Source organism: Paenibacillus sp. PastM-3 (genome assembly GCF_029893965.1).
GTDB lineage: Bacteria > Bacillota > Bacilli > Paenibacillales > Paenibacillaceae > Paenibacillus_AQ.
Map to the genome: position 1 here is coordinate 161110 of NZ_JARXXP010000009.1, position 24257 is coordinate 185366.

26 protein-coding genes are annotated in these 24257 nt (G+C 54.8%); 23 read left to right on the forward strand and 3 right to left on the reverse strand.

The window, feature by feature from the left end; genetic code table 11:
• Window positions 1–12 precede the first annotated feature (12 nt).
• The 3 genes from rpsN (at window position 13) to M2108_RS15395 (ending at window position 2038) form a co-directional block, all read left to right on the forward strand.
• Window positions 13–282: a 30S ribosomal protein S14 gene (gene rpsN / locus M2108_RS15385; protein WP_277470207.1), complete on the forward strand. Its 270-nt coding sequence runs from the start codon at window positions 13–15 to the stop codon at window positions 280–282.
• Between the two features lie 338 nt (window positions 283–620).
• Window positions 621–1373 carry a GNAT family N-acetyltransferase gene (locus M2108_RS15390; RefSeq protein ID WP_277470206.1) on the forward strand — a complete coding sequence of 251 codons (753 nt, stop codon included), beginning with the start codon at window positions 621–623 and terminating at the stop codon, window positions 1371–1373.
• Between the two features lie 38 nt (window positions 1374–1411).
• Window positions 1412–2038, forward strand: coding sequence for a class I SAM-dependent methyltransferase (locus tag M2108_RS15395; protein ID WP_277470205.1), 627 nt, complete (start codon window positions 1412–1414; stop codon window positions 2036–2038).
• A gap of 97 nt (window positions 2039–2135) precedes the next feature.
• Here M2108_RS15395 and M2108_RS15400 read toward each other — a convergent pair whose 3' ends face one another.
• Window positions 2136–2720: a helix-turn-helix domain-containing protein gene (locus M2108_RS15400; RefSeq protein WP_068725334.1), complete on the reverse strand. Its 585-nt coding sequence runs from the start codon at window positions 2718–2720 to the stop codon at window positions 2136–2138.
• A 164-nt stretch (window positions 2721–2884) separates the two neighbouring features.
• Between M2108_RS15400 and M2108_RS15405 the strand changes: the two genes are divergently transcribed.
• The 10 genes from M2108_RS15405 (at window position 2885) to M2108_RS15450 (ending at window position 10626) form a co-directional block, all read left to right on the forward strand.
• On the forward strand, window positions 2885–3172 hold the full coding sequence (locus M2108_RS15405; protein ID WP_277470204.1) for a Dabb family protein: 288 nt from the start codon (window positions 2885–2887) through the stop codon (window positions 3170–3172).
• A gap of 216 nt (window positions 3173–3388) precedes the next feature.
• Window positions 3389–3829: a DUF86 domain-containing protein gene (locus M2108_RS15410; RefSeq protein WP_277470203.1), complete on the forward strand. Its 441-nt coding sequence runs from the start codon at window positions 3389–3391 to the stop codon at window positions 3827–3829.
• 74 nt (window positions 3830–3903) lie between these two features.
• Window positions 3904–4581 carry a helix-turn-helix transcriptional regulator gene (locus M2108_RS15415; protein WP_277470202.1) on the forward strand — a complete coding sequence of 226 codons (678 nt, stop codon included), beginning with the start codon at window positions 3904–3906 and terminating at the stop codon, window positions 4579–4581.
• Between the two features lie 102 nt (window positions 4582–4683).
• On the forward strand, window positions 4684–5145 hold the full coding sequence (locus M2108_RS15420; RefSeq protein ID WP_277470201.1) for a YtxH domain-containing protein: 462 nt from the start codon (window positions 4684–4686) through the stop codon (window positions 5143–5145).
• A 350-nt stretch (window positions 5146–5495) separates the two neighbouring features.
• Entirely contained in the window at window positions 5496–6302 is an 807-nt protein-coding gene (gene racE / locus M2108_RS15425) for a glutamate racemase (RefSeq protein ID WP_277470200.1), read from the forward strand.
• A 907-nt stretch (window positions 6303–7209) separates the two neighbouring features.
• Window positions 7210–8424, forward strand: a complete 1215-nt coding sequence (locus tag M2108_RS15430) for a M14 family metallopeptidase (protein ID WP_277470199.1) — start codon at window positions 7210–7212, stop codon at window positions 8422–8424.
• Window positions 8425–8535: 111 nt separating this feature from the next.
• Window positions 8536–8787, forward strand: coding sequence for a hypothetical protein (locus M2108_RS15435; RefSeq protein WP_277470198.1), 252 nt, complete (start codon window positions 8536–8538; stop codon window positions 8785–8787).
• A 135-nt stretch (window positions 8788–8922) separates the two neighbouring features.
• Entirely contained in the window at window positions 8923–9225 is a 303-nt protein-coding gene (locus M2108_RS15440) for a HesB/IscA family protein (protein ID WP_020426768.1), read from the forward strand.
• 38 nt (window positions 9226–9263) lie between these two features.
• Window positions 9264–9506, forward strand: coding sequence for a YuzB family protein (locus tag M2108_RS15445; protein WP_039871963.1), 243 nt, complete (start codon window positions 9264–9266; stop codon window positions 9504–9506).
• A gap of 295 nt (window positions 9507–9801) precedes the next feature.
• Entirely contained in the window at window positions 9802–10626 is an 825-nt protein-coding gene (locus tag M2108_RS15450) for an aldo/keto reductase (protein WP_277470197.1), read from the forward strand.
• Window positions 10627–10740: 114 nt separating this feature from the next.
• Here the strand turns inward: M2108_RS15450 and M2108_RS15455 are convergent, their stop codons facing one another.
• Window positions 10741–11880 carry a THUMP domain-containing class I SAM-dependent RNA methyltransferase gene (locus tag M2108_RS15455; protein ID WP_068727920.1) on the reverse strand — a complete coding sequence of 380 codons (1140 nt, stop codon included), beginning with the start codon at window positions 11878–11880 and terminating at the stop codon, window positions 10741–10743.
• A gap of 191 nt (window positions 11881–12071) precedes the next feature.
• Between M2108_RS15455 and M2108_RS15460 the strand changes: the two genes are divergently transcribed.
• The gene (locus tag M2108_RS15460; protein WP_277470196.1) at window positions 12072–12701 is read left to right on the forward strand and encodes an O-methyltransferase; all 630 of its coding nucleotides are present in this window, start codon (window positions 12072–12074) and stop codon (window positions 12699–12701) included.
• Between the two features lie 16 nt (window positions 12702–12717).
• On the opposite strand, the gene M2108_RS15465 is transcribed toward M2108_RS15460, so the two are convergent.
• Window positions 12718–13938 carry an MFS transporter gene (locus tag M2108_RS15465; RefSeq protein WP_277470195.1) on the reverse strand — a complete coding sequence of 407 codons (1221 nt, stop codon included), beginning with the start codon at window positions 13936–13938 and terminating at the stop codon, window positions 12718–12720.
• 239 nt (window positions 13939–14177) lie between these two features.
• On the opposite strand from M2108_RS15465, the gene hemE reads away from it, so the two are divergent.
• From hemE to M2108_RS15510, 9 genes are all read left to right on the forward strand, one after another.
• Window positions 14178–15239, forward strand: coding sequence for a uroporphyrinogen decarboxylase (hemE, locus tag M2108_RS15470; RefSeq protein WP_277470194.1), 1062 nt, complete (start codon window positions 14178–14180; stop codon window positions 15237–15239).
• Between the two features lie 18 nt (window positions 15240–15257).
• The gene (hemH, locus tag M2108_RS15475; RefSeq protein WP_277470193.1) at window positions 15258–16208 is read left to right on the forward strand and encodes a ferrochelatase; all 951 of its coding nucleotides are present in this window, start codon (window positions 15258–15260) and stop codon (window positions 16206–16208) included.
• A complete protein-coding gene (gene hemG, locus M2108_RS15480) occupies window positions 16205–17656 on the forward strand; it encodes a protoporphyrinogen oxidase (protein ID WP_277470192.1) in 1452 nt (483 codons plus the stop codon). Before hemH ends, hemG begins: the two co-directional genes overlap by 4 nt.
• Before the next feature lie 237 nt (window positions 17657–17893).
• Window positions 17894–19297: a CapA family protein gene (locus M2108_RS15485; RefSeq protein WP_280777082.1), complete on the forward strand. Its 1404-nt coding sequence runs from the start codon at window positions 17894–17896 to the stop codon at window positions 19295–19297.
• A gap of 89 nt (window positions 19298–19386) precedes the next feature.
• The gene (locus tag M2108_RS15490; RefSeq protein WP_277470190.1) at window positions 19387–20118 is read left to right on the forward strand and encodes a glycerophosphodiester phosphodiesterase; all 732 of its coding nucleotides are present in this window, start codon (window positions 19387–19389) and stop codon (window positions 20116–20118) included.
• A 39-nt stretch (window positions 20119–20157) separates the two neighbouring features.
• On the forward strand, window positions 20158–20781 hold the full coding sequence (locus M2108_RS15495; RefSeq protein ID WP_277470189.1) for a fumarylacetoacetate hydrolase family protein: 624 nt from the start codon (window positions 20158–20160) through the stop codon (window positions 20779–20781).
• A gap of 15 nt (window positions 20782–20796) precedes the next feature.
• Window positions 20797–21600: a DUF92 domain-containing protein gene (locus M2108_RS15500; protein ID WP_277470188.1), complete on the forward strand. Its 804-nt coding sequence runs from the start codon at window positions 20797–20799 to the stop codon at window positions 21598–21600.
• A gap of 61 nt (window positions 21601–21661) precedes the next feature.
• A complete protein-coding gene (locus M2108_RS15505; RefSeq protein ID WP_277470187.1) occupies window positions 21662–22261 on the forward strand; it encodes a TetR/AcrR family transcriptional regulator in 600 nt (199 codons plus the stop codon).
• Window positions 22262–22309: 48 nt separating this feature from the next.
• Window positions 22310–24220, forward strand: coding sequence for an ABC-F family ATP-binding cassette domain-containing protein (locus M2108_RS15510; RefSeq protein ID WP_277470186.1), 1911 nt, complete (start codon window positions 22310–22312; stop codon window positions 24218–24220).
• Window positions 24221–24257 lie beyond the last annotated feature (37 nt).

Below are 24257 nucleotides of genomic sequence, written 5' to 3' on the forward strand. Positions count from 1 at the left end.
GAGTTCATACGTATGGCAAAAAAATCCAAAGTGGTAAAAGAGCTTAAGCGCCAGGAGCTGGTCGCCAAATACGCGGACAAACGCAGAGAACTGATGGCAAAGGGAGATTATATGGCTCTGCAGAAGCTCCCGCGCGATTCCTCACCGACACGCCAAAAGAACAGATGCGCTGTTACAGGCCGGCCAAGAGGGTACCTGAGCAAATTCAAGGTATCCCGGATTGTGTTCCGCGAGCTGGCGCTGAAGGGTCAGATTCCCGGCGTCACGAAATCCAGCTGGTAGTCTGGCGGTACGTCGGCAGTCTTATGGCAAGACAGCAAGCCCGTTATAAGGGAGAAACAGCCATTCCGGTATTTCCGGTAATGGCTGTTTTTGCTGTATGTAAATCCCTTTACCTGAGCAGTCCTGTAAATTAAGATAGGAGGAAAGGAGGCGGGAAAATGAGCTATATCAATACGTTTATCCGTGTCGCGGCCGATTGTCCGGCGCACATGGACCTGCCATCTATGCGATGGAGTCGCCGGAATACGACCGCTATACTTCCGGGGAAGACAGCGGGCTGACCCTGCTGAAAGCGATGCGGAGCAAACGGGGCTAATGCCCGAAAGGAGAATGCAGCTGTGTACAAAAATATTGAAGAGCTGACCCTGAACACCTGGCCGGCGGAACAAAGTGTGCTGCTGGAGGGCTGGATTCTGCGCTCAGCCTCGGGTTATACGAAACGGTCGAATTCCGTTAATCCGTTATATGGGCCTGCAGAACCGGAATTCAGCCTTGATGTGAAGCAGAAAATCCAGCTATCTGAGCAGTATTATGAGCGTGCCGGGCTGCAGACGGTATTCAAAATCACCCCCTACATCCGCCCTGCCGGGCTGGATGATCTGCTGGAGGAGCTGGGCTACCGGATGGACAGCCCCTCATCCGTGCGGATTCTTGACCTGGAGCAGCTGCCGCCGCTGCAGAGCCGGCATACACTCGTAATTAGCGGGCAACTGACAGATGAATGGCTCGCGGCCTTCTCCCGCCAGGCGAAATTGTCCGGCACAGAGCCGGATACCCTGTGCCGGATGCTGTCCGCATCCAGCCTGCAGCAGGGATATGCGCTGCTGCTGAAGGACGGCATGCCGGCAGCCTGCGGTCTTGGTGTAATACAGCATGGATATATCGGACTGTACGATATCATTACAGCACCCGAATACCGCAGGCAGGGACTGGCGGAGGAGCTGATTCTCGGACTGCTGCACTGGGGGCGTTCGCAGGGTGCATCAGCTTCATTTTTGCAGGTGGTGCTGGCAAATGCCGGCGCTTCAGCATTGTATGACAAGCTGGGCTATAAAGAAATCTATCAGTACTGGTATAGGATTAAAGACTAGATTCCAACAGCCGAATTCCGGCAGCGAAGGAGATAACTGTGTCACAATATTGGAACGGGCGCTTTGCCCGGGAAGGCATGATATGGGGTAGTGAGCCCAGTCCGTCGGCCTGGCAGGCGGAGGAGCTTTTTAGGGCGGAAGGTGTAGAATCGGTACTGGTTCCCGGTGCGGGCTATGGACGCAACACCAAAGTGTTCTCGGCACGGTTCATAACCTACGGGATCGAGATGAGTACGGAAGCCCTGGAACTGGCGGCGGAGTGGGACCCGGAGACTACTTTTATTGCCGGATCGGCCCTTAAGCCGCAGCTGAGTGTACAGGTGGATGCTGTATACTGCTACGATGTGCTTCATTTATTTCTGGAGGCGCAGCGCAGGCAGCTGATTGCCGCATGTGTTGCCCAGCTGAAGCCCGGCGGACTGCTGTATTTCACCAGCTTTTCCGATGAAGACACGAACAACGGCCGCGGCCGCAGGCTTGAAGCGGGGACCTATGAGTACAAGGAAGCAAAGTACGCCCACTTCTTCAGTGATGCCGATTTGAGAAGCCATTTTGCCGGAACCGTAATATGGGAGACCGGATCTTTTCCCGAGAGTCTGCACAGCAGCCAGGGCGGAACCCATGAATACATACTGCGGTACATCATCGCACGCAAAACAGACTGACCCCAAAAGGCGCCAATAGGCCCTCCTTTTATAGAAAGAAGGGCCTTAAGTATAGTTGTCACCAAGGTGTAAAAAGATCATCCGGGCGCTTAGTCCGCTATCTCAGCTCACAATCAGCGAATAAAATATGCCGCGGAATCCGGAAAAAGCTCTCGGCCTTTTCCTGCAGGGCCAAGGTTGGAAGATGGCATTGGTGCAGCCACTTGCGGAAGGTGCCCGGGTGGACGCCGATCCAGATGCTGACATCGGTTACAGAGAAGTCATACACCATGCACAGCCCTGTCAGAATAACGTTATTCTGCGGAGAATGGGCAAGCGTTCTTTTCATAAAGCGTGACGGGGTAGGCTGGCAGACAATCGGACTTTGCCGCAGGAGTGCCTCGTTGAACAGGATATGGGACGGATAGCCCAGCAGCCGGCAGACCTTGTCCAGATTGTTTCTGGAAGGGATGCGGCCCTCATACACCCAGGCGCTTACACTGCGCGAGGAGACGGAGAGCTCTTCCGCAAGCTTGGATAATTTAATGTCCTTGGCCATCAGAACGGCCAGCAGCACCCGGTTGCGGATCTGGCTGCGCTTAGGTCTGCGGAACCGTTTTACACGTACGCCCTGTCCAAGATATTTGCGGTTGATCAGAGACCAGGCCTGAATTTTGTGAGGTTCTTGTTGATTCTTAGGCATACTTCCTCCGAATTTTTAACGTTATACTACAATACTTTCCGGTGCGCTGCAATGGTTAATGCTGTAATTGCTGACATGGGGGTTAAGTTTCTTTCAGAAGTGTTACCGTTATGATATATTTTTAGTAATCAAATTTACAATACTCACAGCAGGGAGCGAAATAGATGATCAAGCATATCGTATTTTTCAAACTGAAAGACCGGTCTCCGGAGAGTGTTGCCGTTACAGTAGGCGTACTCCGCAACATGGAAGGGAAGATTCCGCAGCTGCTCTCTATTGAGGTTGGTGCCGATGTGATTCATTCGGAGCGGTCTTTTGATATCGCCCTGGTTACCACCGTTGCTTCACTCGAGGATCTGCAGGCTTACCAGGTTCACCCGGCCCATAAGGAAGTTATCGCCCACATTAACGAGGTTAAAGAGCTATCTGTCGCTGTGGATTACGAAATTTAAGTGCTGACGGCTGCATTGGCCGGGTTTTCATTTTATACCGGAAGCGGTGATGTGAATGCGTGAGCTTGAGTATCCGATGGAAGCGTTGACGTATCTGATCGTTTTTCTGGCCGCCTGCTTCATCATGCTGTTCTGGCTGAAGCGCCGGGGCAGACGCGGCAAGTAAGTATAGCATATTAACATTCTTCCATACCACCTGACTTGGAGGGTTCAGCTGTGTACTATGTTAACCGGAAACAAATTGAGAATATACTGGATCAGATTCCCGTGATCGGGGCCGGTCTGCGCAGTGCTGCGGATTCCTGGGACGGGGGCATTATTAACGGACTTGTACAGGAGCGGTGCCTGCATCTGGCGATTGAGGTAGTGACGGATGTCGGCAGCTGCCTGATTGACGGCTTTATTATGCGCGATGCGGGAAGCTATGAGGATATCATTTCGATTATCAATGACGAAAAAGTGCTCGGGGACAGCGGAATTTACGATACTCTGATTGAACTGGTAGCGCTCCGCAAGCCGCTGGTGCAGGATTATTATGTCTGGGAACGGAGCAGGCTGCACCCGCTGACCGCGCAGATTCCGGATGTTCTGGACCGGTTCGCTCTGGAAGTGCGCCGGTATCTGGACCAGGAGCTGGGAGCGGAACTTACCGTCTGATCCCGTACCCGCCGCAGGAACGGCAGAGCTGGAATACACGGCCGATAAGCCGTAAGGAGAGGAGGTGCCTGAGCATGAAAAAAGGGCAGGAGAGCGGTTCGACAAGACGCAATATAATGACGCTGCTCAAAATGAGGGGGCCGATGACCATCGGCGCGCTGGCCGAAGAGCTGGGGATTACGGAAATGGGGGTCCGGCGTCATGTTTTGCAGCTGGAGCAGGAATCACTGGCCAAAACCAGGGTCGTCCGCCAGGCGATGGGCAGGCCCCTGCATGTGTATTCGCTGACGGAGCGGGCCGAGGAGCATTTTCCCAAAACCTATCACAATCTGGCGCTGGAGCTGCTGCGGGAGCTGGATCATACGAGCGGGATTGAGGCGGTCAATGTGCTGTTTGAAGGCCGGCGCAGGCGGATGCTCGCCCAGTACACACCGATGATGGAAAACCGGAATCTGGAGGAACGGGTGGCTGAGCTGTCCTCGATCCAGAATTCCGGCGGATACATGGCCGAGTGGAGCAAGGAGGAGGACGGCAGCTTTGTGATGCGGGAGTATAATTGCCCGATCCGCCAGGTTGCGTCCCAGTACCGCAAAGCCTGCCAGTGTGAACAGAGCCTGTTCGAGGAGCTGCTCGGGGCAAAGGTGACGCGCAGCGAATGTATGGCTGAAGGCGGCCAGTGCTGCCGGTATGCCATTACACCGGATCCCGGTCACCCGGCCAAACGGGACAAAACCTACGAAAAGTCTTCCTGAACCAGTCACAGGACAAACTCTCTACGCTTATGATATAGCAGAACTAGGCGAACGCCCGGGGTGACGGGCAGAGGCACTTTGAATCCAAAGGAGAGATTGACGATGAAAAAGGATACCAAAAGCTTGCTGTGGGGAATTCTGGCTGGTAGTGTGGTCGGTTCAGTGACTGCGCTGCTGTTCGCCCCTAAACCGGGAAAAGAGCTGCGCCAGGACATTGTGGACGGAACGAACGGTGCCATTGATAAAGTACAGGAAATTGCGGGTGCAGCAAGTGAAAAAAGCTCGGAGCTTTACGGGAAAGCCAAGGACGCAGTGGAATCTGTCGTCAGCGAAGTGAAGGAATGGAGCAAGCAGTATACCCAGATTGACGCAGAGGAAGAAATTGCCGTGGTTAGCGGTATTGTTGCCGAAGAAGCTGCCGTGAATCTTGATGAGGCTGAAACCGCGGAAATTATTGCGGCAGCTGCAGAGGATGCGCAGGATGTGGCTGACGCCGGAGACAGTGCAGATGTTGCACTTGAAGATGAAGCTGCTGCAAAAGATGACAAGGACGGCGTTCTCTAATATCGGGTACGGGACAGCCGGTATGTGGTTAACTCAGGGGGACCCGGTTGCTCCTTTTGCCGGAAAATAAGGCTGGCTGGATTCCAAACAAATAGGCTGAAGCCGGCCTCCGGCTGCTTGCCGCCGCTTCTCGCATACCTTGCGGGAGGCGGTTTTGTATGTTTCCGGGGTCCGCGCAAAGTACATGAATCAGCTTCTTTCAAGGCCCCGCTTTGTGGGGGTATTTTTTATCCTTCCTTGAACTGTAGCCTTAAAAAGAGTATTATCTGCAATTGGGGCTCAAAGTCAGGTACACTTGTGTCTGACCTTACATAAGCTACACAAAACAAGTAAAAGGAAGCGGTGTGTTCGTGCAGCAGGCTATAGCTATACTAGACTCAGGTGTGGGGGGGCTTACGGTTGTCAAGGAAGTCATGAGACAGCTTCCCAGGGAAAAAATCATTTATTTCGGTGATACTGCCCGTGCCCCTTACGGACCCCGTTCGACAGAAGAAGTGAAATTGTTCACTGAACAAATCGTTGACTATTTAATTCAATTCAATCCTAAAATGATAGTAATTGCCTGCAATACTGCTACAGCAGCAGCGCTGGAATATATTTCTGCGAAGGTGTCCATTCCGGTTATCGGTGTGATCCATCCCGGCGCCCGCGCCGCGATCAGCGCTACCAAAACCGGCCGGGTCGGTGTTATCGGGACGGTCGGTACGATCAAGAGCGGGGCGTATACCGCTGCGCTGAAGGAGCTGTCCCCGTTCGTGGAGGTGGTCAGCCAGGCTTGTCCGGCACTGGTGCCCTTTGTGGAGCAGGGCATGTTCCGTTCCGAGGAGAGCCATATTGCGGTAGCAGAGTCGCTGAACGGCATCAAATACGAGCCTATAGACACTATGATTCTCGGCTGTACTCATTATCCTTTTCTCGTAGAGCCGATCGGCAAAGTGATGGGGCCGGGAGTGAAGCTGATCAGCTCGGCGGATGAAACGGCGCGGGAGATCAGCACGATTCTTTATGACAAAGGCCAGCTAGCGCGGGGGGATGAAACCCCGATTCACCAGTTTTTCTGCAGCGGGGATGCCGAGATGTTCCAGCGGATCGCCCGTGACTGGCTCGGCGAGCAGCTTAAACGGACGCCGGTAGTCTGGCAGGTGTCCTCTCTGTAAGCCCGGAATCAGCTGACGCAGCTGCAGGCGCTTGGAATAGGGACAAACCTCTAGAGTAGAAGGCAATAAACCGGGAGCTATCCCGGTTTATTTTGTATTTAGGGGCATGTTGGAAAGGGCAAATGTGCGAAATGAGAGGCAAAAATGCCTTTGAATTCGGGCGGAACGGGTAAATGTGCGAAATGAAAGGCAAAAATGCCTTTGATTTCCACACCGCCGTTAGACAAGGTCCCGTCGCCAGACTCATTCCAGTTACCGAACCAACGTCTCGCCGAGCAGGCCATTCCAGCTAATCGAAGCAACGCCTAGCCAAACAGACCCAATCTAGTTAACCGGACCAACCGTCAGCCGCACTGACTCAATTAAGCTAGCTGAACCGACGTCCTGCCAAACAGACCCATTCCAGCTACCCGAATCAGTTCCTAAGAGTTACCGGTAATAATGCCCCCGAATAGACATATCGAGCTAATATCGCCGAGAGGACAGTTTCCAATTTAACGAACTTTCCGCCGCAACCACTGTCTCAATAAACTACTGCTTCGCTACTTCCCACACCCTAGCTACTAACAGACTGTTCTCAACACCCTTTACACTGATCTACTTCAGTCAAATGCTGTATAGATTGACTACCCTACTACAATCAAGCATCTGCCCCACGCGACCTGCTCCCCTCAGCACAACCCTCAGCACCCGCCCCGCGCAACTCTCTACCCCCAGCCCCCTAAGACCACTCAGCTTTTTTCCTCCCCACATTTTGAATGCGGTTACATTTATTTGCCGTGGTCAGGCCATCCGGGGTTCTTTTCGTTCATGCCGGGTGATGGGGGCTGCATACAATAAAGGGAGCCTGTGTCCCTTAGACTTGGCAGGGATGACGGCAACTAGAGGGTCTGAGAGGATGAGGCATATGCAGCAATATATTGCCCGCAAGGGAGATACAATTAGCCGGATTGCCGCCAGGCATGGGCTTACACCGGAGCATGTCATTCAGGGCAACCCGTGGGCCGGGAAGCAGCCCTACCTGTACCCGGGGCAGGTCCTGTTCCTGCCTTCCGCACCGCGTAAACGGTACTCCGTACAGGAAGGCGACGATGCGGCATCCATCGCTGCCTTGTTCGGAGTGGATATAGCCGAGCTTGAACTGCTGAATCCGGGAGTTACTGCCGGCCGCTATTGTGCTCCGGGCAAAGTGCTGGTAATCCCGCAATCCGCGTCACGCAGCATAGTGGCTGTCAATGGGGAGTACGGCCACGGACAAACAGAAGAGGATATAAGGCGGCTGACGCAAAAATATCCCTTTCTCACCGCCAGCAGCATTGGAACAAGTGTGTTAGGCAAGCCCCTGCAACTGCTGCGGATCGGCAGCGGACCCCGCCATTTGCATGTGAATGCCGCCCTGCATGCCAATGAATGGCTGACCTCCCCTTGTCTGATGTCGTTCATAGAGCAGTATGCGGAAGCCTATGCAACCGGCACGGGCTGGAACGGGTATGATCCCGCGCAGTGGTACCGGGACTGGACGGTGTGGGCGGTGCCGATGGCTAACCCGGATGGTGTGGAGCTGGTGCAGGAAGGGGCGCTGCCGGGGCATCCCTATTACGAGGAGCTGATGAAATGGAACTGCGGCCGCCGCAGCTTCCGCCACTGGAAAGCCAACATCCGCGGAGTGGATCTTGGCGACCAGTTCCCGGCCCACTGGGAGGAGGAACGAGAGCGGCGGCAGATACCCGGACCTGCACCGCGTGACTACAGCGGACCGGCACCGCTAAGCGAACCGGAAGCAGCTGCACTCGCAACACTTGCCGAGTGCTACCCTGGTGAAGCGGCCGTCTCCCTGCACAGTCAGGGGGCTGAAATCTACTGGAACTACCGGGGATATGAGCCTCCGGGAAGCAGGGAGCTGGCAGCGCGGCTGGCGGCGGCAAGCGGCTACCGGGCGGTAGAACTTACCGGAAGCGATGCCGGATATAAGGACTGGTTCATCCAGCAGTTCCGCAGGCCGGGCTTCACGGTTGAGCTTGGAACCGGCAAAAATCCGCTTCCGCTGGAGGATTACGAAGACGCTGCTCTGGAAACCGGACTTATTATCGCGGAAATTCTTTCGAATTTGCATAAAAATTGAAACAAAAGCTGCAAATTTGCGTAATATAACAGCAAAGGGTACGGCCGCAAATCTAATTTCAATTGCTTCGCGGCCGTGTCCTTTTTTAGCGGAAAGGGAGGAACTTAATCTATGAAACTAAGAAAACTGCTGTCACTGAAACAGTGGTCTCATATATTCAGCAATACCTGGAGGTACATCAGTTCGCCTGCAGTCACTATGGGGGACAAGCTGCTTTTCACGATTCCCGTGCTGCTGTACTGGATTTTGCCGGATGTGATGCCCTTTATGCCGATTGATGATATCGGGGTAACGATGCTGCTGATGGGCTGGTTTGTCTCGCGTATGGACCGCAAATATCCGGCGCTGCGGAGCGGAAGATGAAAGTTTAAAGAATTTTTGTCCGGATTCTGTCATAAGATGCTCTTCTATTTGTCCGGGAAGGTTGCTTTTGCAGGCTACTTTCCTTAAAATGAATTATTGAGGTTTTGAAGCAGATGCAAAAGGAGATGGATGAGGATGAACGTCAAAATTACCCGCAATGCGGCTAAAGTGATAAAAAAAACCATGGAACTTGAAGGCAATAGCGAACTCAAGCTGCGCGTAGCGATTACGCATGCCCACGGTGACCACGCCCACTATGGTCTTGATTTGGACACGCCTAAGGAAAATGACATCGTGGTTTCCACTGACAAAGAAATCGATGTTATTCTTGATCCGAACCAGCCGCTGCTGGACGGTGTGAAGATTGACTACTTGTACTTCCCGGAAGAAGGCTTTGTCATCACTAATCCGTCCAAAGGTAATCACGGCGACCACTAAACCGCCGCTGTAAATAAGGACAAAAGAAGGGTTGCTCCATGGCTAACGAAATACAGATTTGTGATCAGTGCAATCACACCAGAATGAAGACGATTATGCCCAAGCTGCGCAAGATGGCACCGGATGCAGAGATCAAAGTCGGCTGCAAGTCCTACTGCGGACCATGCGGCAAACGGGCCTTTATCTATATTAACGGACGTTATGTAAGTGCTCCTACCGAGGATGAGGTGCTGGCGAAGGCGGAAGCTTTTGTAAAGAAGCCGGCGGCAGTTAAGGAATAAATTCAAATATCGGGCTTGCCGGATGTGCCGGCGTACGCCAAATAGAAGTCTCCGCTCTCCGGCGGGGGCTTCTTTGTTATTCAGGTACTCCCCTGATTTGGGAAGGTGCTGCGGCTCGTGTTATAATGAACAGGTTGTTGAATAGATTTTTTAAAATATAAGGATTTACAGGTTGCCCATCATAAATGATCCTTATATTTCTCGCAGAAACGGATACCGTCCTTTAAAGGACGGCAAAGCCGTTTCTACTTACATAGGCGGCAGCCGCCAATATTCGAGGAGGGAATGAAACGGTATGAAGCATATTACAGACAGCACGGTTCTGAATAACGGGGTTCATATGCCCTGGTTTGGTCTTGGCACGTTCAAAGCAGAGGGAGCCGAGGTGGCTAATGCGGTAACAACCGCACTTGAGCTGGGATACCGGAGCATCGATACTGCAGCAGTATATGGTAATGAGGAAGAGGTAGGCCAGTCGATTGCCTCAAGCGGAGTGGCGCGTGACAGCCTGTTTGTGACCACCAAAGTATGGAATTCCGATCAGGGTTATGACACTACGCTGAAGGCCTTTGACACCAGCTGCAAAAAGCTGGGGCTGGATATAATCGACCTGTACCTGATTCATTGGCCGGGCAAGGACAAATATAAAGACACCTGGCGCGCACTCGAACGCTTGTATGAAGAAGGCCGCGTGCGGGCAATCGGCGTCAGCAATTTCCAGATTCATCATCTGGAGGAGCTGCGCAAGGACAGCGGTATCGTGCCTGCCGTCAATCAGGTAGAGCTGCACCCGCGGTTTATCCAGAAGGAGCTGCATGACTATTGCGTACAGCACCAGATCCAGATTGAGGCCTGGGCGCCGCTGATGAAAGGCAGACTGCAGGATAACGAGCTGCTGCAGGATATTGCCGGTAAGCATGGCAAGACCGTGCCCCAGGTGATTTTGCGCTGGGGGCTGCAGAACCGGATCGTGATTATTCCGAAGTCGGTCACTCCGTCCCGGATCAGGGAGAACAGCGAAATCTTTGATTTCGAGCTGTCGGCTGAAGAAGTCAGTTCAATCAGCGCGCTGGATGCCGGTGAGCGGATCGGGACTGACCCGGATAAGCTGATGTTCTAGCAGAGGGAACAACTAAGCAGAGCTTTGAAATACAACTCACATTACGCTGCAAAAAGAGCCTTAGAACCCGGACAGCATAAGCTGTGCGGTGGTCTAAGGCTCTTGTCAAATCCTTTATTGCGGGTTGCGCGGCGGGAGCGGTCCCAGGTACTGATAGTACTGGCATTCGATCCGGCCGTTGTACAGCTTGCGGCGCTTGTCCGCTTTGCGGCCATAGTATTGCTCGAATTCCTTGTAGGGGCTGATCGCGAAGAAGGACCAGGTCGGCAGATACAGCATCATCTCGCCGAACTGGCGGGTCAGCTTCTCCACTTCCTTGTCGTTACTGATGCGCTCGCCGTAAGGGGGATTCGTGATGATGCAGCCGTACTCGCCTTCAGGGCGGGCTTTGGCGGCGGCCATATGTTTGAACGTGATCTCTCCGGCCAGACCGGCGCTCTTGGCGGCGGCTTCGGCGATTTCAATCGCAGCCGGATCAATATCGGTACCGGTCAGCTGCAGCGGGTAATCGTCACGCACAGCATCAAAGGCCTCATCGCGTGCCTCTTCCCACAGGCGCTTCGGAATCTCCGGCCAGTGCTCGGACGGGAATGAACGGCGCAGTCCGGGCGCGATGTTCCAGGCGATCATTGCCGCCTCGATCAGGATCGTGCCGGAGCCGCAGCACGGATCGTACAGCGGACGGTGGCCGTTCCAGCGGCTGAGCTGGATGAGAGCAGCCGCCATTGTCTCCTTCAGCGGTGCTTCGGTTGCCTGGCGGCGGTAGCCGCGCTTGTGCAGTGCAGGACCGGTGGTGTCCAGCGTAATTAACGCAATGTCATTCAGCAGAATGACCTCAACGACATAACGCGGGCCGTTCTCCGGGAACCACTCGGTGCGGTATGACTGCTTCAGCTTCTCGACAATCGCCTTCTTGACAATCCCCTGGCAGGCAGGTACGCTGGTAAGCTGGGATTTGTGTGAACGTCCTTCCACCGGGAACTCGCCGTTCTCGGGAATCCAGTCCTCCCAGTTAATGGCCTTGACCCCTTCGAACAGCTCGTCGAAGGTCCGGGCAGGGAACTGGCCCATTTTGATCAGAACCCGGTCAGAGGTACGCAGCCATAAGTTACAGCGGCAGATATCGATAAGATCCCCGCTGAACAACACCCGCCCGTTCTCGGTGGTGGTCTCATAACCCAATTCGTTTAATTCGCGTGCTACTACAGCCTCCAGCCCCATAGGGGCGGTGGCGATCAGTTGTAATTTACCCAAAATGCGCTCAACTCCGTTTAGCTTGTAGATGGTTGCACCCAGCCAGTACAATAAGAAAAGCAGATAAGCAAAGAGGTACCCTGTACCGTCTTTATCCCATACATGCATACGCTTAGTAAAGCTTGGCCTAGCCAATCCTTTTCAGTATAGGGGAATGAGCAGGACTTCACAACATGATAAGGAGAATACATATGCAAAATCAGGAAGAATACAGTGAACTGTTGTACACAGAAGATGAATTATTGGTGGAGGTAAAAAAAGCGATCGCCGCTCACGGGATGCCTGAGGTGTCCATTGCCCCCGGCTATGGACGGCTGCTCACCATGCTCGTCAGCCTTTCGCGCTCCACTCGTATTCTGGAGATTGGCGCGCTGGGCGGTTACAGCGGGATCTGCCTCTGCCGCGGCTTCGCCGGAGGCGGGCAGCTGACCTCGCTTGAACTGAAGCCGGAGTATGCACAGCTGGCCCAAAGCCATCTGGCCAAAGCGGGCTTTGCTGATAACACCGAATACAAAATCGGCCCTGCGCTGGACAGTCTCAAGCTGCTCGAAGCGGAGGGCCGGACCTTTGATTTCTTTTTCATCGATGCAGACAAGGAGAATTATCCGAACTATCTGGAGTATGCGATCCGGATGGCCTCACCGGGGGCAATCATTGCCGGAGATAACATCTTTCTGCGCGGACGCACGCTGAATACGGACAAGAACGGACCGGCAGTACAGGCGATGCGCCGGTTCAACGAGATGATTGCCAGCGATGAACGGCTGACCAGCACCCTGCTGCCTGCATATGACGGCCTGGCGCTGGCAATGGTGAAGTAAGCATCACATCACTGCCTTAGCGGAACAACTCGTGCCGGCCCGGCTTGTACAGCTTGAACCTCACCCAGACTGTGTTGATCAGCAGGAAGCCGCCGGAGATAATAAACAATCCTTCGATTCCGATATAACCCGACAAAAACCCGCCGATTACCGCACCAAGCATATTGCCCAGGGCCAGCGTGCTGCTGTTGAAGCCGAAGGCCCTGCTTTCTTTTCCGTCAGGGGTATAGGAGCGGATCAGCGCGTTCACACTTGGCAGCAGTCCTCCCATGAACACCCCCATCAGGAACCTGACCACAATCAGCTGCCACACACTGGTCACAAAAGCCTGCGGGATCAGGAACAGCGCCGCTCCAATCAGCGCATACGTCAGAATGCGGTGGGCCCCGACCTTATCACTCAGCTTACCCAATAGCGGCGACGCCAGCATGTTAGAGATCCCGGTTACCGCACTGACCATTCCCGCCCAGAAGGCGATATTAACGGCCGAGCCGTGCAGCTTCTCCACATAGATCGGCAGCAGCGACATCGGGCTGATCATCGCAAACTGCAGGAGAAAGGTAACACCGAAGAGCGCAGGCAGCTGTGGAACCTTGGCCAGCTCCTTAAAGCCCTCGAGTACAGACACCTGCGGAACTTTGGCAGCCTCTACACGGTTGAATTTTTCTTTTACCAGGAATAACGCGAGCAGTGAAGCTACGAACAGCAATGCACCTACAACATAAAAGATAGGCCGGAAGCCGATCCAGTCAGCAAGCAAGCCCCCAATGAGCGGTCCCAGGATGGTCCCGGCCACCGAGCCGGATTGCATCAGGCCCATGGCAAAGCCCATGCGGTGCTTGGGTGTCGTCCCTGACACCAGGGCGATAGAGGCCGGATTGAAGCCGGAGATCGTCCCGTTCAGCAGCCGGAGCAGCAGCAGCTGCATCGGGGTCTGGGCGAAGCCCATCAGCACAATGACAATGGCCATGCCGAAGCTGGAGCGCAGCAGCATGATTTTGCGGCCGTATTTATCGGCAAGCTTGCCCCACAGCGGCTGGAATATAAATGAGGTCAGAAAATTCGCGGCAAAAATAAGTCCGGCCCAGAGGCCAATCTCCCTGTCACCCGTGACACCCAAATCTTTGGCGAGATAAAGCGACAGGAACGGGGTAATCATAGTCATACCGGCATTTACAAGAAACTGGCCAAACCAAAGCACCATGAGGTTGATTTTCCAGGTCTCCCAATTCTTCAAAGTGCTTTCACTTCCTTTCAGCAGATTCAGATTATTTGCAGAAAAATTCACGAAAAATTGACATTCTATCAGTATATCATATATTTTCCTCTTTCCGGTGCAACACTTGTCATAGTAATGTCATTGGATTGTCATTCTAGGACGGCGAGAACGGTTGTTACCAACTTTTAAAAAGGGCATAATAAGCTATATGAATGTGCAACCATCCTATCAAATCTAAATTCAATGGAGATCTTATCATGACCTACAATGACACTTTTATCCGCGCCTGCAGACGGCAGGAGACGGACCACGTTCCCGTATGGTACATGCGGCAGGCCGGCCGTTATGATCCCGAGTACCGTAAAATCAAGGAGAAATATTCGCTGCTCGAAATCTGCAGCCAGCCGGAGCTTGCGGCCGAAGTAACCTTGATGCCCGTGCGCAAGCTGGGTGTGGATGCGGCTATCCTGTATTCCGACATTATGAATCCGGTCGCTTCAATCGGTGTGCAGTTCGACATCGTGAAGAATATCGGCCCGGTCATCGAGAATCCAATTACGACCGCTGCCGATGTGGACCGGCTGAAACCGATTGACGTAGAGGGTGATCTCGGCCATGTGCTGGAGACCATCGCTATTCTGGACAAGGAGCTTGATGTCCCGCTGATTACGTTTGCCGGCGCTCCGTTCACGATTGCCAGTTATCTGATAGAAGGCAGACCTTCCAAGAGCTATCACCGAACCAAGGAAATGATGTTCAGCCAGCCGCATGTCTGGGAAAAGCTGATGGATAAGCTGGGCGATATGGTTATCGCTTACCTGCGAGCCCATGTAAAGAGCGGCGGCAAGGCCTTCCAGCTGTTCGACAGCTGGGTCGGAGCGCTGGCCCCGCGTGATTTCGAGCGCTACGTGCTGCCAACGATTTCCCGTATTTTTGCCGAATTATCGGATCTTGATGTACCGAAAATTTATTTCCCCGGCGTCAGCTCAGGAGAGCTCCTGCCAAGCCTCAAGGGGCTGCAGACCGATGTAATCGGACTGGATTGGCGCGTAAGCCTGACTGAGGGCAGACGCAGAATCGGAGAGGGCTTTGCCGTTCAGGGCAACCTCGATCCTTACCTGCTGACTGCACCGATGGAGCTGCTCAAGGAACGGGCGAAGGATCTGATCGACGAGGGCATACAGCAGCCGGGATATATTTTTAACCTGGGGCACGGTTTATTTCCCGAGGCTTCGCTGGATACCCTAAGAGAGCTGACGGAATATATCCATAACTATTCGAAGCAGGCGCTGAAACAGGCTGCCAAGCCGCAAATCTAACACAAGGAGCTGGAATCTATGACTGCAAAAATTGGTGTACTTGTGATGTCCTACGGCACACCCGAGAGCCTTGACGGAGTGGAGGCTTACTACACCCATATCCGGCGCGGGCATGCCCCGACTGCAGAACAGCTCAAGGAGCTGAAGGACCGTTATGAAGCGATTGTCGGAGGCGTATTCCCGCTGCGGGAAAATACGAACCGGCAGGTTGAAGCGCTGCAGGAGGCACTGAACAAATCCGGCGGTGACGTAGAGTACGTGTGCTATCAGGGACTCAAGCATGCCAAACCTTTTATCGAGGACGGCGTGGAGGAGATGGTGCGTGACGGTATTAATTATGCTGTAGGTGTCGTTCTGGCTCCGCATTATTCGGTTATGAGCGTGGGAACGTACATTAAGCGGGCAAAAGAAAAAGCGGAAGCCTGCGGAATCACCATGGAATTCGTAGAAAGCTACCATCTGCATCCTGAGCTGATCGATGTGCTCAGCCGCCGGGTATCGGCGAAGCTGGACCAGTTCGAAGAGACAGGAGCGGTACGCGGGGATGTACGGGTGCTGTTCAGTGCGCACAGTCTGCCTGAGCGGATTCTGGCAATGGGCGATCCTTACGTGGATCAGCTGCTTGCAACCTCGCAGGCCATTGCGGAGCAGACTAATGTAACCAATTGGCAGTTTACGTGGCAGAGCGCCGGCAGAACGGCAGAGCCGTGGCTTGGCCCGGATATTCTCGATACGATGCGCGAGCTGGCCAAGAACGAAGTGAAATATGTTTTGTCGGCACCGATCGGATTCGTGTCCGACCATCTCGAAGTGCTGTACGATCTGGATATAGAGGCCCAGGCGCTGGCTTCCGAGCTGGATCTGCGTCTCATGCGCATTGAGTCATTGAACAGCGATCCGGCCTATATGTCTGTTCTCAGCGATGTGGTCCGTGCCAAAGCGGGAGAATTAAAGGTGAACCGGCCATGACCGGTTCCCGCCGCAAAGTCGTGATTATCGGCGGAGGCCTTAGCGGCCTCAGCGCCGCTTTTTATGTGCGCAAGTATTACCGGGAGGCAGGCGTGCAGCCCGACATCGTGCTCCTGGAAAAAGAAAATGTCCTGGGAGGCAAAATTGAGACGCTGCAGCGTGAGGGCTTTGTTATCGAGAAAGGCCCGGATTCCTTTCTGGCCCGCAAAACAGCAATGGTCGAGCTTGCCCAGGAGCTGAAGCTTGATCATGAGCTGGTGACTACCAACCCTAATGCCAAGAAGACGTACATACTGCAAAAGGGCAAGCTGCATCCGATGCCGGCCGGGCTTGTTCTTGGCATTCCGACCGAGCTTATGCCGTTTCTGCAGAGCGGTCTTGTCTCCTTCAGCGGCAAAATGCGGGCGATGCTGGACTTCGTGCTCCCGCCGCGCCGGAGCCAGGAGGACGAGTCGCTGGGCGAACTGATCGAGCGCCGCCTGGGGACAGAGGTGCTGGAGAACATGACCGAGCCGCTGCTGGCCGGCATTTATGCCGGCGATATGCGTAAGATCAGCCTCCAGGCGACTTTTCCGCAATTCGGAGAGGTGGAGCGCAAGTACGGAAGCCTGATCCGGGGAATGACCACCGGCCGCAAGCCGGTGGAGACCCATACGGGAACCAAGAAAAGTGCCTTCCTTACCTTCCGCAATGGATTGCAAAGCCTGGTGCAGGCGCTGATTCAGGAGCTGCATGATGTCGAGCAGCGGACCGGTACGGCTGCAGCAGCGATTCAGGAGAGCGGAGTGCCGGGCGCACCGCGGTATGTCGTGCAGCTGGAGAGCGGGGAAGCTTTGCAGGCGGACGATATTTTCGTTACGGTGCAGGATTTTGCCGCTGCCGGCCTGCTCCGTCCCCATGTTGACGTGGCGCCGCTGGAGGATGTTAACTATGTCTCCGTGGCCAATGTAGTATTGGCCTTTGCCAAGAAGGACATTATTACTGAATATGACGGCTCGGGCTTTCTGGTTCCCCGCAAAGAGGGACGGAATATAACGGCGTGCACCTGGACCTCGACCAAGTGGCTGCATACCAGCCCGGACGACAAGGTGCTGCTGCGCTGCTATGTCGGCCGCTCCGGGGATGAGCAGAACGTGGAGCTGCCCGACAAGGCGCTGACGGAGCTGGTGCTGAAGGATCTGCGGGAAATCATGGGGATTACCGCCAACCCGCTATTCTCGGAGATTACCCGGCTCCGCCGTTCCATGCCGCAATATCCGGTCGGCCATCCGGCGCGGATTGCCGGCCTGCGCAGCGAGCTGGGGCAGAAGCTGCCCGGCGTATACGCTTTTGGAGCCGGCTATGATGCCATCGGCCTGCCGGATTGCATCAGGCAGGCGAAGGAGGCCGCCGGGGCCGCTGCTGCCGGTTTACAAAACCAGCCTGAGCTTGAGCCGGCGGTCAGATAAGGAGAAACGGTGAAGCCAGGCTTCACCGTTTTTTTTTTTGTTTTTCGCCCGGGGCATGGCCGGGTCAGGTTAATGGAAAAGTTCCGTCCAATCCGCGTATGCGCCGCTGTCCGGGCCAGTGTTACTCCTATATATTCTTTTACTAGATTATATACTGCGCTTGTGTGGTTTGGAGGGCTGTGTATCAGATATGCTATAATAGAAACACTTTATATATAAAGGAGATTATTTGTACCCATGTATCCATCGCGATCCCAGAGCCGGGAGAAAGACAAGCATAGCAGCAAACGCCGACGCAGAAGGGCTTGGGCATGGATCAATGTAAGTTTGTTATTATTGATTACCGCTATGTTAACTTATTATTTTGCCGGAGACGGCGGCAATTCACCTGCAGCGCAGCCTCCGCTGGCGGAGAGTACCGCCTCACCGCTGCCATCATCAACGCCGGAGCTCCCGGCGGTTCAACCCTCACTAGCGGCTGATTCGCAGCCGGAAGCTACAGTCACGCCGGAGCCGGTACAGACACCGGTTCCCGCTCTGGAAGCTACACCGGCTCCATCGCCGTCTGCAGAGACGGCAGCAACGCCATCACCCCCACCTTCACCGGATAACAGCAAGCCGGATAATGAACAGGGAAGCGGTGCTGCTCAGGGCGGTGCAACCTCGGGATTGCCTGAGGATGCCGGCGGACAGACCGTAACCCTGAATTTTGCCGGAGACGTGATCTTTGCCGGTAAAGTAGGGGAGCTGCTGCAGAAGCAGGGCTATAATTATTCCTACTCCGCCCTGGACGGAATGTTCAAGACGGATGACCTGACGGTTGTGAATCTGGAAACGCCGATTACAACCGGCGGGGTTGGCGCTGCGGATAAGCAGTTTGTTTTCAAGGGAGCTCCGGAGGCGCTGGATGCGCTGAAATCTGCCGGTGTGGACGCGGTCAATCTGGCTAACAACCATACGCTCGACCAGGGCGAACAAGGGCTGCTGGATACCTTGAATCACCTCAATACAAGGGGAATCCCTTACGTCGGTGCAGGAAAAAATAGCAAGGAAGCCTACACCGCCCAGTATTTTGAGCGAAATGGAATCAAAATCGCCCTGCTGGGCTTCACCCGGGTCATTCCCCGCAGTGACTGGACAGCCGGTGCCGGCAAGCCGGGCCTGGCCTCGGTTTATGACAGTAGGGAAGCGCTCAAGACAATCGCAGCCGTGAAGCAAAAAGCCGACATCGTTGTGGTGGTGGTCCACTGGGGGAAGGAGCGGGTGGAGCAGTATGATTCCACGCAACAGACGCTGGGACGCAGCTTCATTGATGCCGGAGCAGATCTCGTCATAGGCGGGCATCCGCATGTTCTTCAGGGGATTGAGCCATACAAGGGCAAGTGGATTGCCTACAGTACAGGCAATTTTATTTTTACCCGTTCTGCAACGCCTGCCACCTGGGAAACGGCGGTCTTTCAGGCAGAGTGTAGCATTAAGGGCCAATGCTCGCTGACGCTGCATCCGATGTATGCCGAGCTGGGCCGGCCGGTGCCGATGAATGATGTCGACGGCCAGCTGCTGCTGAACAAGGTTCAATCCTTGTCGGCAGGCCTGATCAGAATCAGCAATGACGGGCGCGTATCCCAGATTGGCAGATAAGAAGCGGCAGGGTCCTGCATGAGCTGCCCGCCTGCCGGAACCTTTTCCGCTGCCGGATCAGACTACTTCTGCTGGAGGGATAGATGCTGATGCAAAACATATGTGTAGCCCATCGCGGGTTTTCCGGCAAAGCACCGGAGAATACGTTAGCCGCCGTACGCATGGCGCTGGCCCTGCCTTTTGTCAGCTGGATGGAAATCGATGTGCAGCTGACCAGGGACGGTGTGCCGGTCGTCATTCATGATTTCACGCTGGACCGGACGACAAACGGGCACGGCAAGGTGAGGAATATGGATTTTGAGCCCATGCGGCGTCTGGATGCGGGAATCTGGAAAGGGCGCGCTTTTCGCGGAGAAAAGGTGCCTTCCCTGGAAGAGGTGCTTGAGCTAGCATCCGGGAGGCTGAAGCTGAACATTGAGCTGAAGACAAGCGGTGATATGTACCCCGGTCTGGAAAAGGCGGTTATCGATCTCGTCTCCTCCAAAGGCATGCGGGATGAGGTCGTCCTGACCTCGTTCGATGCAGGAGTTCTGAAACGGATTAAAGAGCTGGATGCCCGCTTTCACACCGGATTGATATACGATTCACGGCTGGGTGACCCGGCGCGCAAGGTGAAGGAGCTGGACTGCTCCTTTCTGTCGATCCGCTTTGCCAGGTTAAGCCCGGGGCTGGCCCGCCTGCTTGCCGATCGGGGGGTTAAAATGATGGCGTGGACTGTGGACAAAGCCAAGGAAATGCGCCGCCTGGCCGAGATGCATTCGGATATCATGATCTGTACGAACCGTCCGGACATCTGGGGTGACACTTTTCAGAAAGCCTGAACGGATTCCAAATATAACGGGAAAAGAGCTGAAGCTATAATGTGCGCTGATATTAATAATGTGTATTGCGTTGGACGGAACTACAGATTACACGCGGAGGAGTTGGGGAACAAAGTCCCTGTGGAGCCGCTGATTTTTCTAAAGCCTTCCCATGCTGCCGTGCCGATGGATAAGGCCATTATCCATCTTCCCCAGAACGCCGGCCAGATCCATTATGAAGGTGAGCTGGTTCTGCGCATTGCCCGTGATTATGTGCCCGGGATGAGTGTGGAGGAGCTGGTGGATGTGATGGCGCTTGGCCTGGACTTCACGCTGCGTGATGTACAGGAGGACCTGAAGAAGAAGGGGCTGCCCTGGACAGCGGCAAAAGGCTTCAAAAACGCTGCCCCGCTGACGCCGTACATTGCCTTACCTGAACAGGAGGAGCTGGAGGCTACTGACTTTACTGTGCGTAAAAACGGGGCTGAGGTACAGCGCGGCAATGTGAAGGATATGATTTTCTCGCTGCAGAAAATTGTTGAATTTATAGCGGCCAGGTACGGGCTCGGCAAAAATGATCTGATCTTCACAGGGACACCGGCAGGAGTCGGCCCCGTTGTTTCCGGTGATTCCTTCGAGCTGTTCTGGGGCGAGCGGCTGCTTGGCACCTGCATCATCGGATAAAGGAGCTGGCCGGTAATGGTATCTTGGATAATTGGCGCCTTCGGCGCTATGCTGGTGGCTGGAGCGGCTTACCGCAAACGATCGCTCAGCTTCTCAGGGATGATCGCAGCCTTTATTATGGGGACCGTTTATTTCGGGGCGGGCAATGCGTTCTGGTTCGGGATTCTGCTGATTTTTTTCATCTCCTCCAGCCTGCTTTCGAAGCTTCACCATGAGAACAAGGCGGAACTTGAGCTGACCTATGACAAAACGGGAACGAGGGATGCCGGGCAGGTTTTTGCCAACGGCGGGATGGGTATGCTGCTGGTTCTGTTAAACGCAGTGTATCCTCTGGAGCTGTGGGAGCTGCTGTTTATCGGGGTTATGGCTACCGTTACCTCGGATACCTGGGCGACCGAGCTCGGCACGCTGGCCGGGCGACCGCCACGATCCGTGCTGACCGGCAAGGTGGTGCCGGCCGGCACCTCGGGCGGCGTCTCGCTGCCGGGGTCGCTTGCCGCCGCAGCCGGCGGAGCCCTGATCGGCGCAGCCTCCTGGCTGCTGCGGGCGGTCTCCGGCATGGAAGAGCGCTCCTTCCTGCTGCTGACGCTGGCAGGCCTCTTGGGCGGGCTTGCCGGCGCGTTCGCCGACTCGTTCCTCGGGGCAACGGTGCAGCGGATGAACCGCTGCACCGTATGCGGCCGCGAGGTAGAAGCCTCGCGGCACTGCGGCCGGCCTACTGTGCACGCCAGAGGCTGGCGCTGGATGAATAACGATGCCGTCAACGCGCTCAGCACGCTGGCCGGCGGCGCTGCCGCCCTGCTGGTAAGCCTGCTCTGATCAAGAGCTGTCAGAAAGCTCCTGCTTGGGGCACATAGATTAAGATGTGGAGGTGAGCCGGTTGGGCAGCACAGTAAGTCACAAGCATACAGCCATTCTCGATGCCGGTTATGAACTTTTCGGATCAGGTGGCTTTTACGAGACGAAGATGTCGGAAGTGGCCGAGAAGGCGGGAATCGCCAAAGGGACGGTCTATCTGTATTTTAAAAGCAAGGAAGAGCTGTTTCTCGCTGTTACCCGCCGTGATTGCGAAGGGTTCCTGGAGCAGCTGGATGTGAAGCTCAAGTCATGCGGCAGCCTGCAGGAACAGCTTACGGTGATTGCCGGGCACCATCTGATGTACTATTATGAGCGCAAGCAGCACACCAAGCTCTTCTTCCGGGCCCCCAACAATCATTCCGAGCTGGTAGCTTACATGGCGCAGTTTATGGAAGAATACATGCGGGCAGTTATGAGGGTGATGCAGGACAGCGGTGCTGCCGAGCCAGAGCTGCTGGCAGAGTCCTATATCGGCACGCTCGACAGGCTCAAAATGGACATCATGCTGCGTCCCGGCTTCACAGAAGCGGATGCACGCAAACGGGCTGAATTTGCCGCAGGCCTGTTTATCCACGGCGCACTAGGCAGCCGCAAGGAACAGACCACACCAGAACGGGATTAAGACGAAGCGTAACCCGCTATTAAACTATAAGGCAAGTGAGGACAGAGCATGAATATTATGACAGTGGAGCATCTCTCCAAAAGCTACGGGGAGAAGGTGCTGTTCCAGGATGCCTCGTTCGGCATGGATGAGCGGGACAAGATAGGCGTTATCGGTGTGAACGGAACCGGGAAATCAACCTTTTTGAAAATAATCGCAGGTCTTGATACCGCAGACGAAGGGCAGATTGCCATCGGCAATGATGTACGTGTCCAGTATCTGGCCCAGAATCCGCCCTATGAGCCGGACAATACCGTCCTGCAGCAGGTGTTTGCAGGCGATGACCCGGATCTGCGGACGATGCGTGAATATATGGAGATTCTTTCCGGCCTTGAAAAAGACCCCGGTAATGCCGCTCTGGAAGCGGCCATGGTCCGGGTCAGCCAAAAAATCGACGCCGCCGGCATCTGGCATCTCGAGAGTGAGGCCAAAACCGTGCTGACCAAGCTGGGGATTACCCGGTTTGACGCACGGATGGGCACGCTGTCCGGCGGACAGCGTAAGCGTGTAGCACTTGCCGCCGCCCTGATTACCCCGTCTGAGCTGCTGATTCTGGATGAGCCTACCAACCATATTGATACCGACTCGGTTGCCTGGCTGGAACAATATCTGCAGAAGCGCCGCGGTGCGCTGCTGATGATAACGCATGACCGCTATTTCCTGGAACGGGTAGCCAGTGTCATGCTGGAGCTGGACGGCGGGCGACTGTTCCGCTATGAAGCGAACTATTCGCGGTTTCTGGAGCTGAAAGCTGAACGCGAGGAGCGTGAAGCTTCTGAGGAGCAGAAGCGCAAAAATATGCTGCGCACCGAGCTGGCCTGGATCCGCCGCGGAGCCAAAGCGCGCACGACGAAGCAGAAAGCGAGAATCGACCGGTTTGAGAAGCTGAAGGACAGTGTGGGCGGCGGTTCCGCCGGTTCCATGGATATTTCAGTGGCTTCAACACGGCTGGGCCGCAAGATTATCGAGCTGAAGGATCTGACCATGTCGATGGACGGGCGGACTCTGATCAAGGACTTGACCTATATTGCCGTTCCGCAGGACCGGGTGGGAATTATCGGCCCGAACGGCAGCGGCAAATCGACGCTGCTCAACCTGATTGCAGGCCGGCTTCAGCCGGACAGCGGCGAGGTACAGCTGGGGGCAACGGTTAAGCTGGGCTACTTCACCCAGGAGCATCAGGATATGGATGATACGATGCGGGTTATTGAATATGTAAAAGAAGAAGCGGAAATCGTCCGTACAGCTGACGGCAGTGTCATAACAGCCGGACAGATGCTGGAACGCTTCCTGTTCCCGCCGGCGATGCAGTGGACACCGATCGCCAAGCTGTCCGGCGGCGAAAAAAGACGGCTGTACCTGCTGCGTGTTCTCATGGGCGCCCCCAATGTGCTGCTGCTGGATGAGCCGACAAATGATCTGGACATCGGCACCCTGGCGATCCTCGAAGACTATCTGGATGAATTTCCTGGAGTAGTCTTCACGGTATCTCATGACCGCTATTTCCTGGACCGCACCATAGATAAGCTGATTGCGTTCGAGAACGGCACCATCCGGCTGCATGTCGGCGATTATACCGAATATGAGGAGTGGCTGGCCAAGAATGTACCTGCCGGTAACGACGGGGCAGCCAAGAAAAGCGCAGTCCAGGAACCCGCTGCTGCAGCTGCACCTCCAGTGAGGGAGAAGGTTAAGTTCACCTTCAAAGAACAAAAGGAATACGAAACGATTGATGAGATGATTGAGCAGGCCGAGCAGCATCTGGTTGAACTTTCTGCGAAGATGGAGGCGGCGTTCGCCGATTCTGCAACACTGCAGGAGCTGGTTGAACAGCAGAAGCAGGGTGAAGCCGAGCTGGAACGCCTGATGGAGCGCTGGACGTATCTCAATGAGCTGGCGGAGCGGATTGCCGGCAAATAAATTCCGGTGCATGCAGCACTTTGCAGATCAGGAGGCA

Coding starts and splice junctions, on each gene's coding strand:
- rpsN (WP_277470207.1), top strand. CDS start 13: ATGGCAAAAAAATCCAAAGTGGTAAAAGAGCTTAAGCGCCAGGAGCTG.
- M2108_RS15400 (WP_068725334.1), bottom strand. CDS start 2,720: ATGCCTAAGAATCAACAAGAACCTCACAAAATTCAGGCCTGGTCTCTG.
- M2108_RS15405 (WP_277470204.1), top strand. CDS start 2,885: ATGATCAAGCATATCGTATTTTTCAAACTGAAAGACCGGTCTCCGGAG.
- M2108_RS15415 (WP_277470202.1), top strand. CDS start 3,904: ATGAAAAAAGGGCAGGAGAGCGGTTCGACAAGACGCAATATAATGACG.
- M2108_RS15420 (WP_277470201.1), top strand. CDS start 4,684: ATGAAAAAGGATACCAAAAGCTTGCTGTGGGGAATTCTGGCTGGTAGT.
- M2108_RS15430 (WP_277470199.1), top strand. CDS start 7,210: ATGCAGCAATATATTGCCCGCAAGGGAGATACAATTAGCCGGATTGCC.
- M2108_RS15435 (WP_277470198.1), top strand. CDS start 8,536: ATGAAACTAAGAAAACTGCTGTCACTGAAACAGTGGTCTCATATATTC.
- M2108_RS15440 (WP_020426768.1), top strand. CDS start 8,923: ATGAACGTCAAAATTACCCGCAATGCGGCTAAAGTGATAAAAAAAACC.
- M2108_RS15445 (WP_039871963.1), top strand. CDS start 9,264: ATGGCTAACGAAATACAGATTTGTGATCAGTGCAATCACACCAGAATG.
- M2108_RS15450 (WP_277470197.1), top strand. CDS start 9,802: ATGAAGCATATTACAGACAGCACGGTTCTGAATAACGGGGTTCATATG.
- M2108_RS15460 (WP_277470196.1), top strand. CDS start 12,072: ATGCAAAATCAGGAAGAATACAGTGAACTGTTGTACACAGAAGATGAA.
- hemE (WP_277470194.1), top strand. CDS start 14,178: ATGACCTACAATGACACTTTTATCCGCGCCTGCAGACGGCAGGAGACG.
- hemH (WP_277470193.1), top strand. CDS start 15,258: ATGACTGCAAAAATTGGTGTACTTGTGATGTCCTACGGCACACCCGAG.
- hemG (WP_277470192.1), top strand. CDS start 16,205: ATGACCGGTTCCCGCCGCAAAGTCGTGATTATCGGCGGAGGCCTTAGC.
- M2108_RS15485 (WP_280777082.1), top strand. CDS start 17,894: ATGTATCCATCGCGATCCCAGAGCCGGGAGAAAGACAAGCATAGCAGC.
- M2108_RS15490 (WP_277470190.1), top strand. CDS start 19,387: ATGCAAAACATATGTGTAGCCCATCGCGGGTTTTCCGGCAAAGCACCG.
- M2108_RS15495 (WP_277470189.1), top strand. CDS start 20,158: ATGTGCGCTGATATTAATAATGTGTATTGCGTTGGACGGAACTACAGA.
- M2108_RS15500 (WP_277470188.1), top strand. CDS start 20,797: ATGGTATCTTGGATAATTGGCGCCTTCGGCGCTATGCTGGTGGCTGGA.
- M2108_RS15510 (WP_277470186.1), top strand. CDS start 22,310: ATGAATATTATGACAGTGGAGCATCTCTCCAAAAGCTACGGGGAGAAG.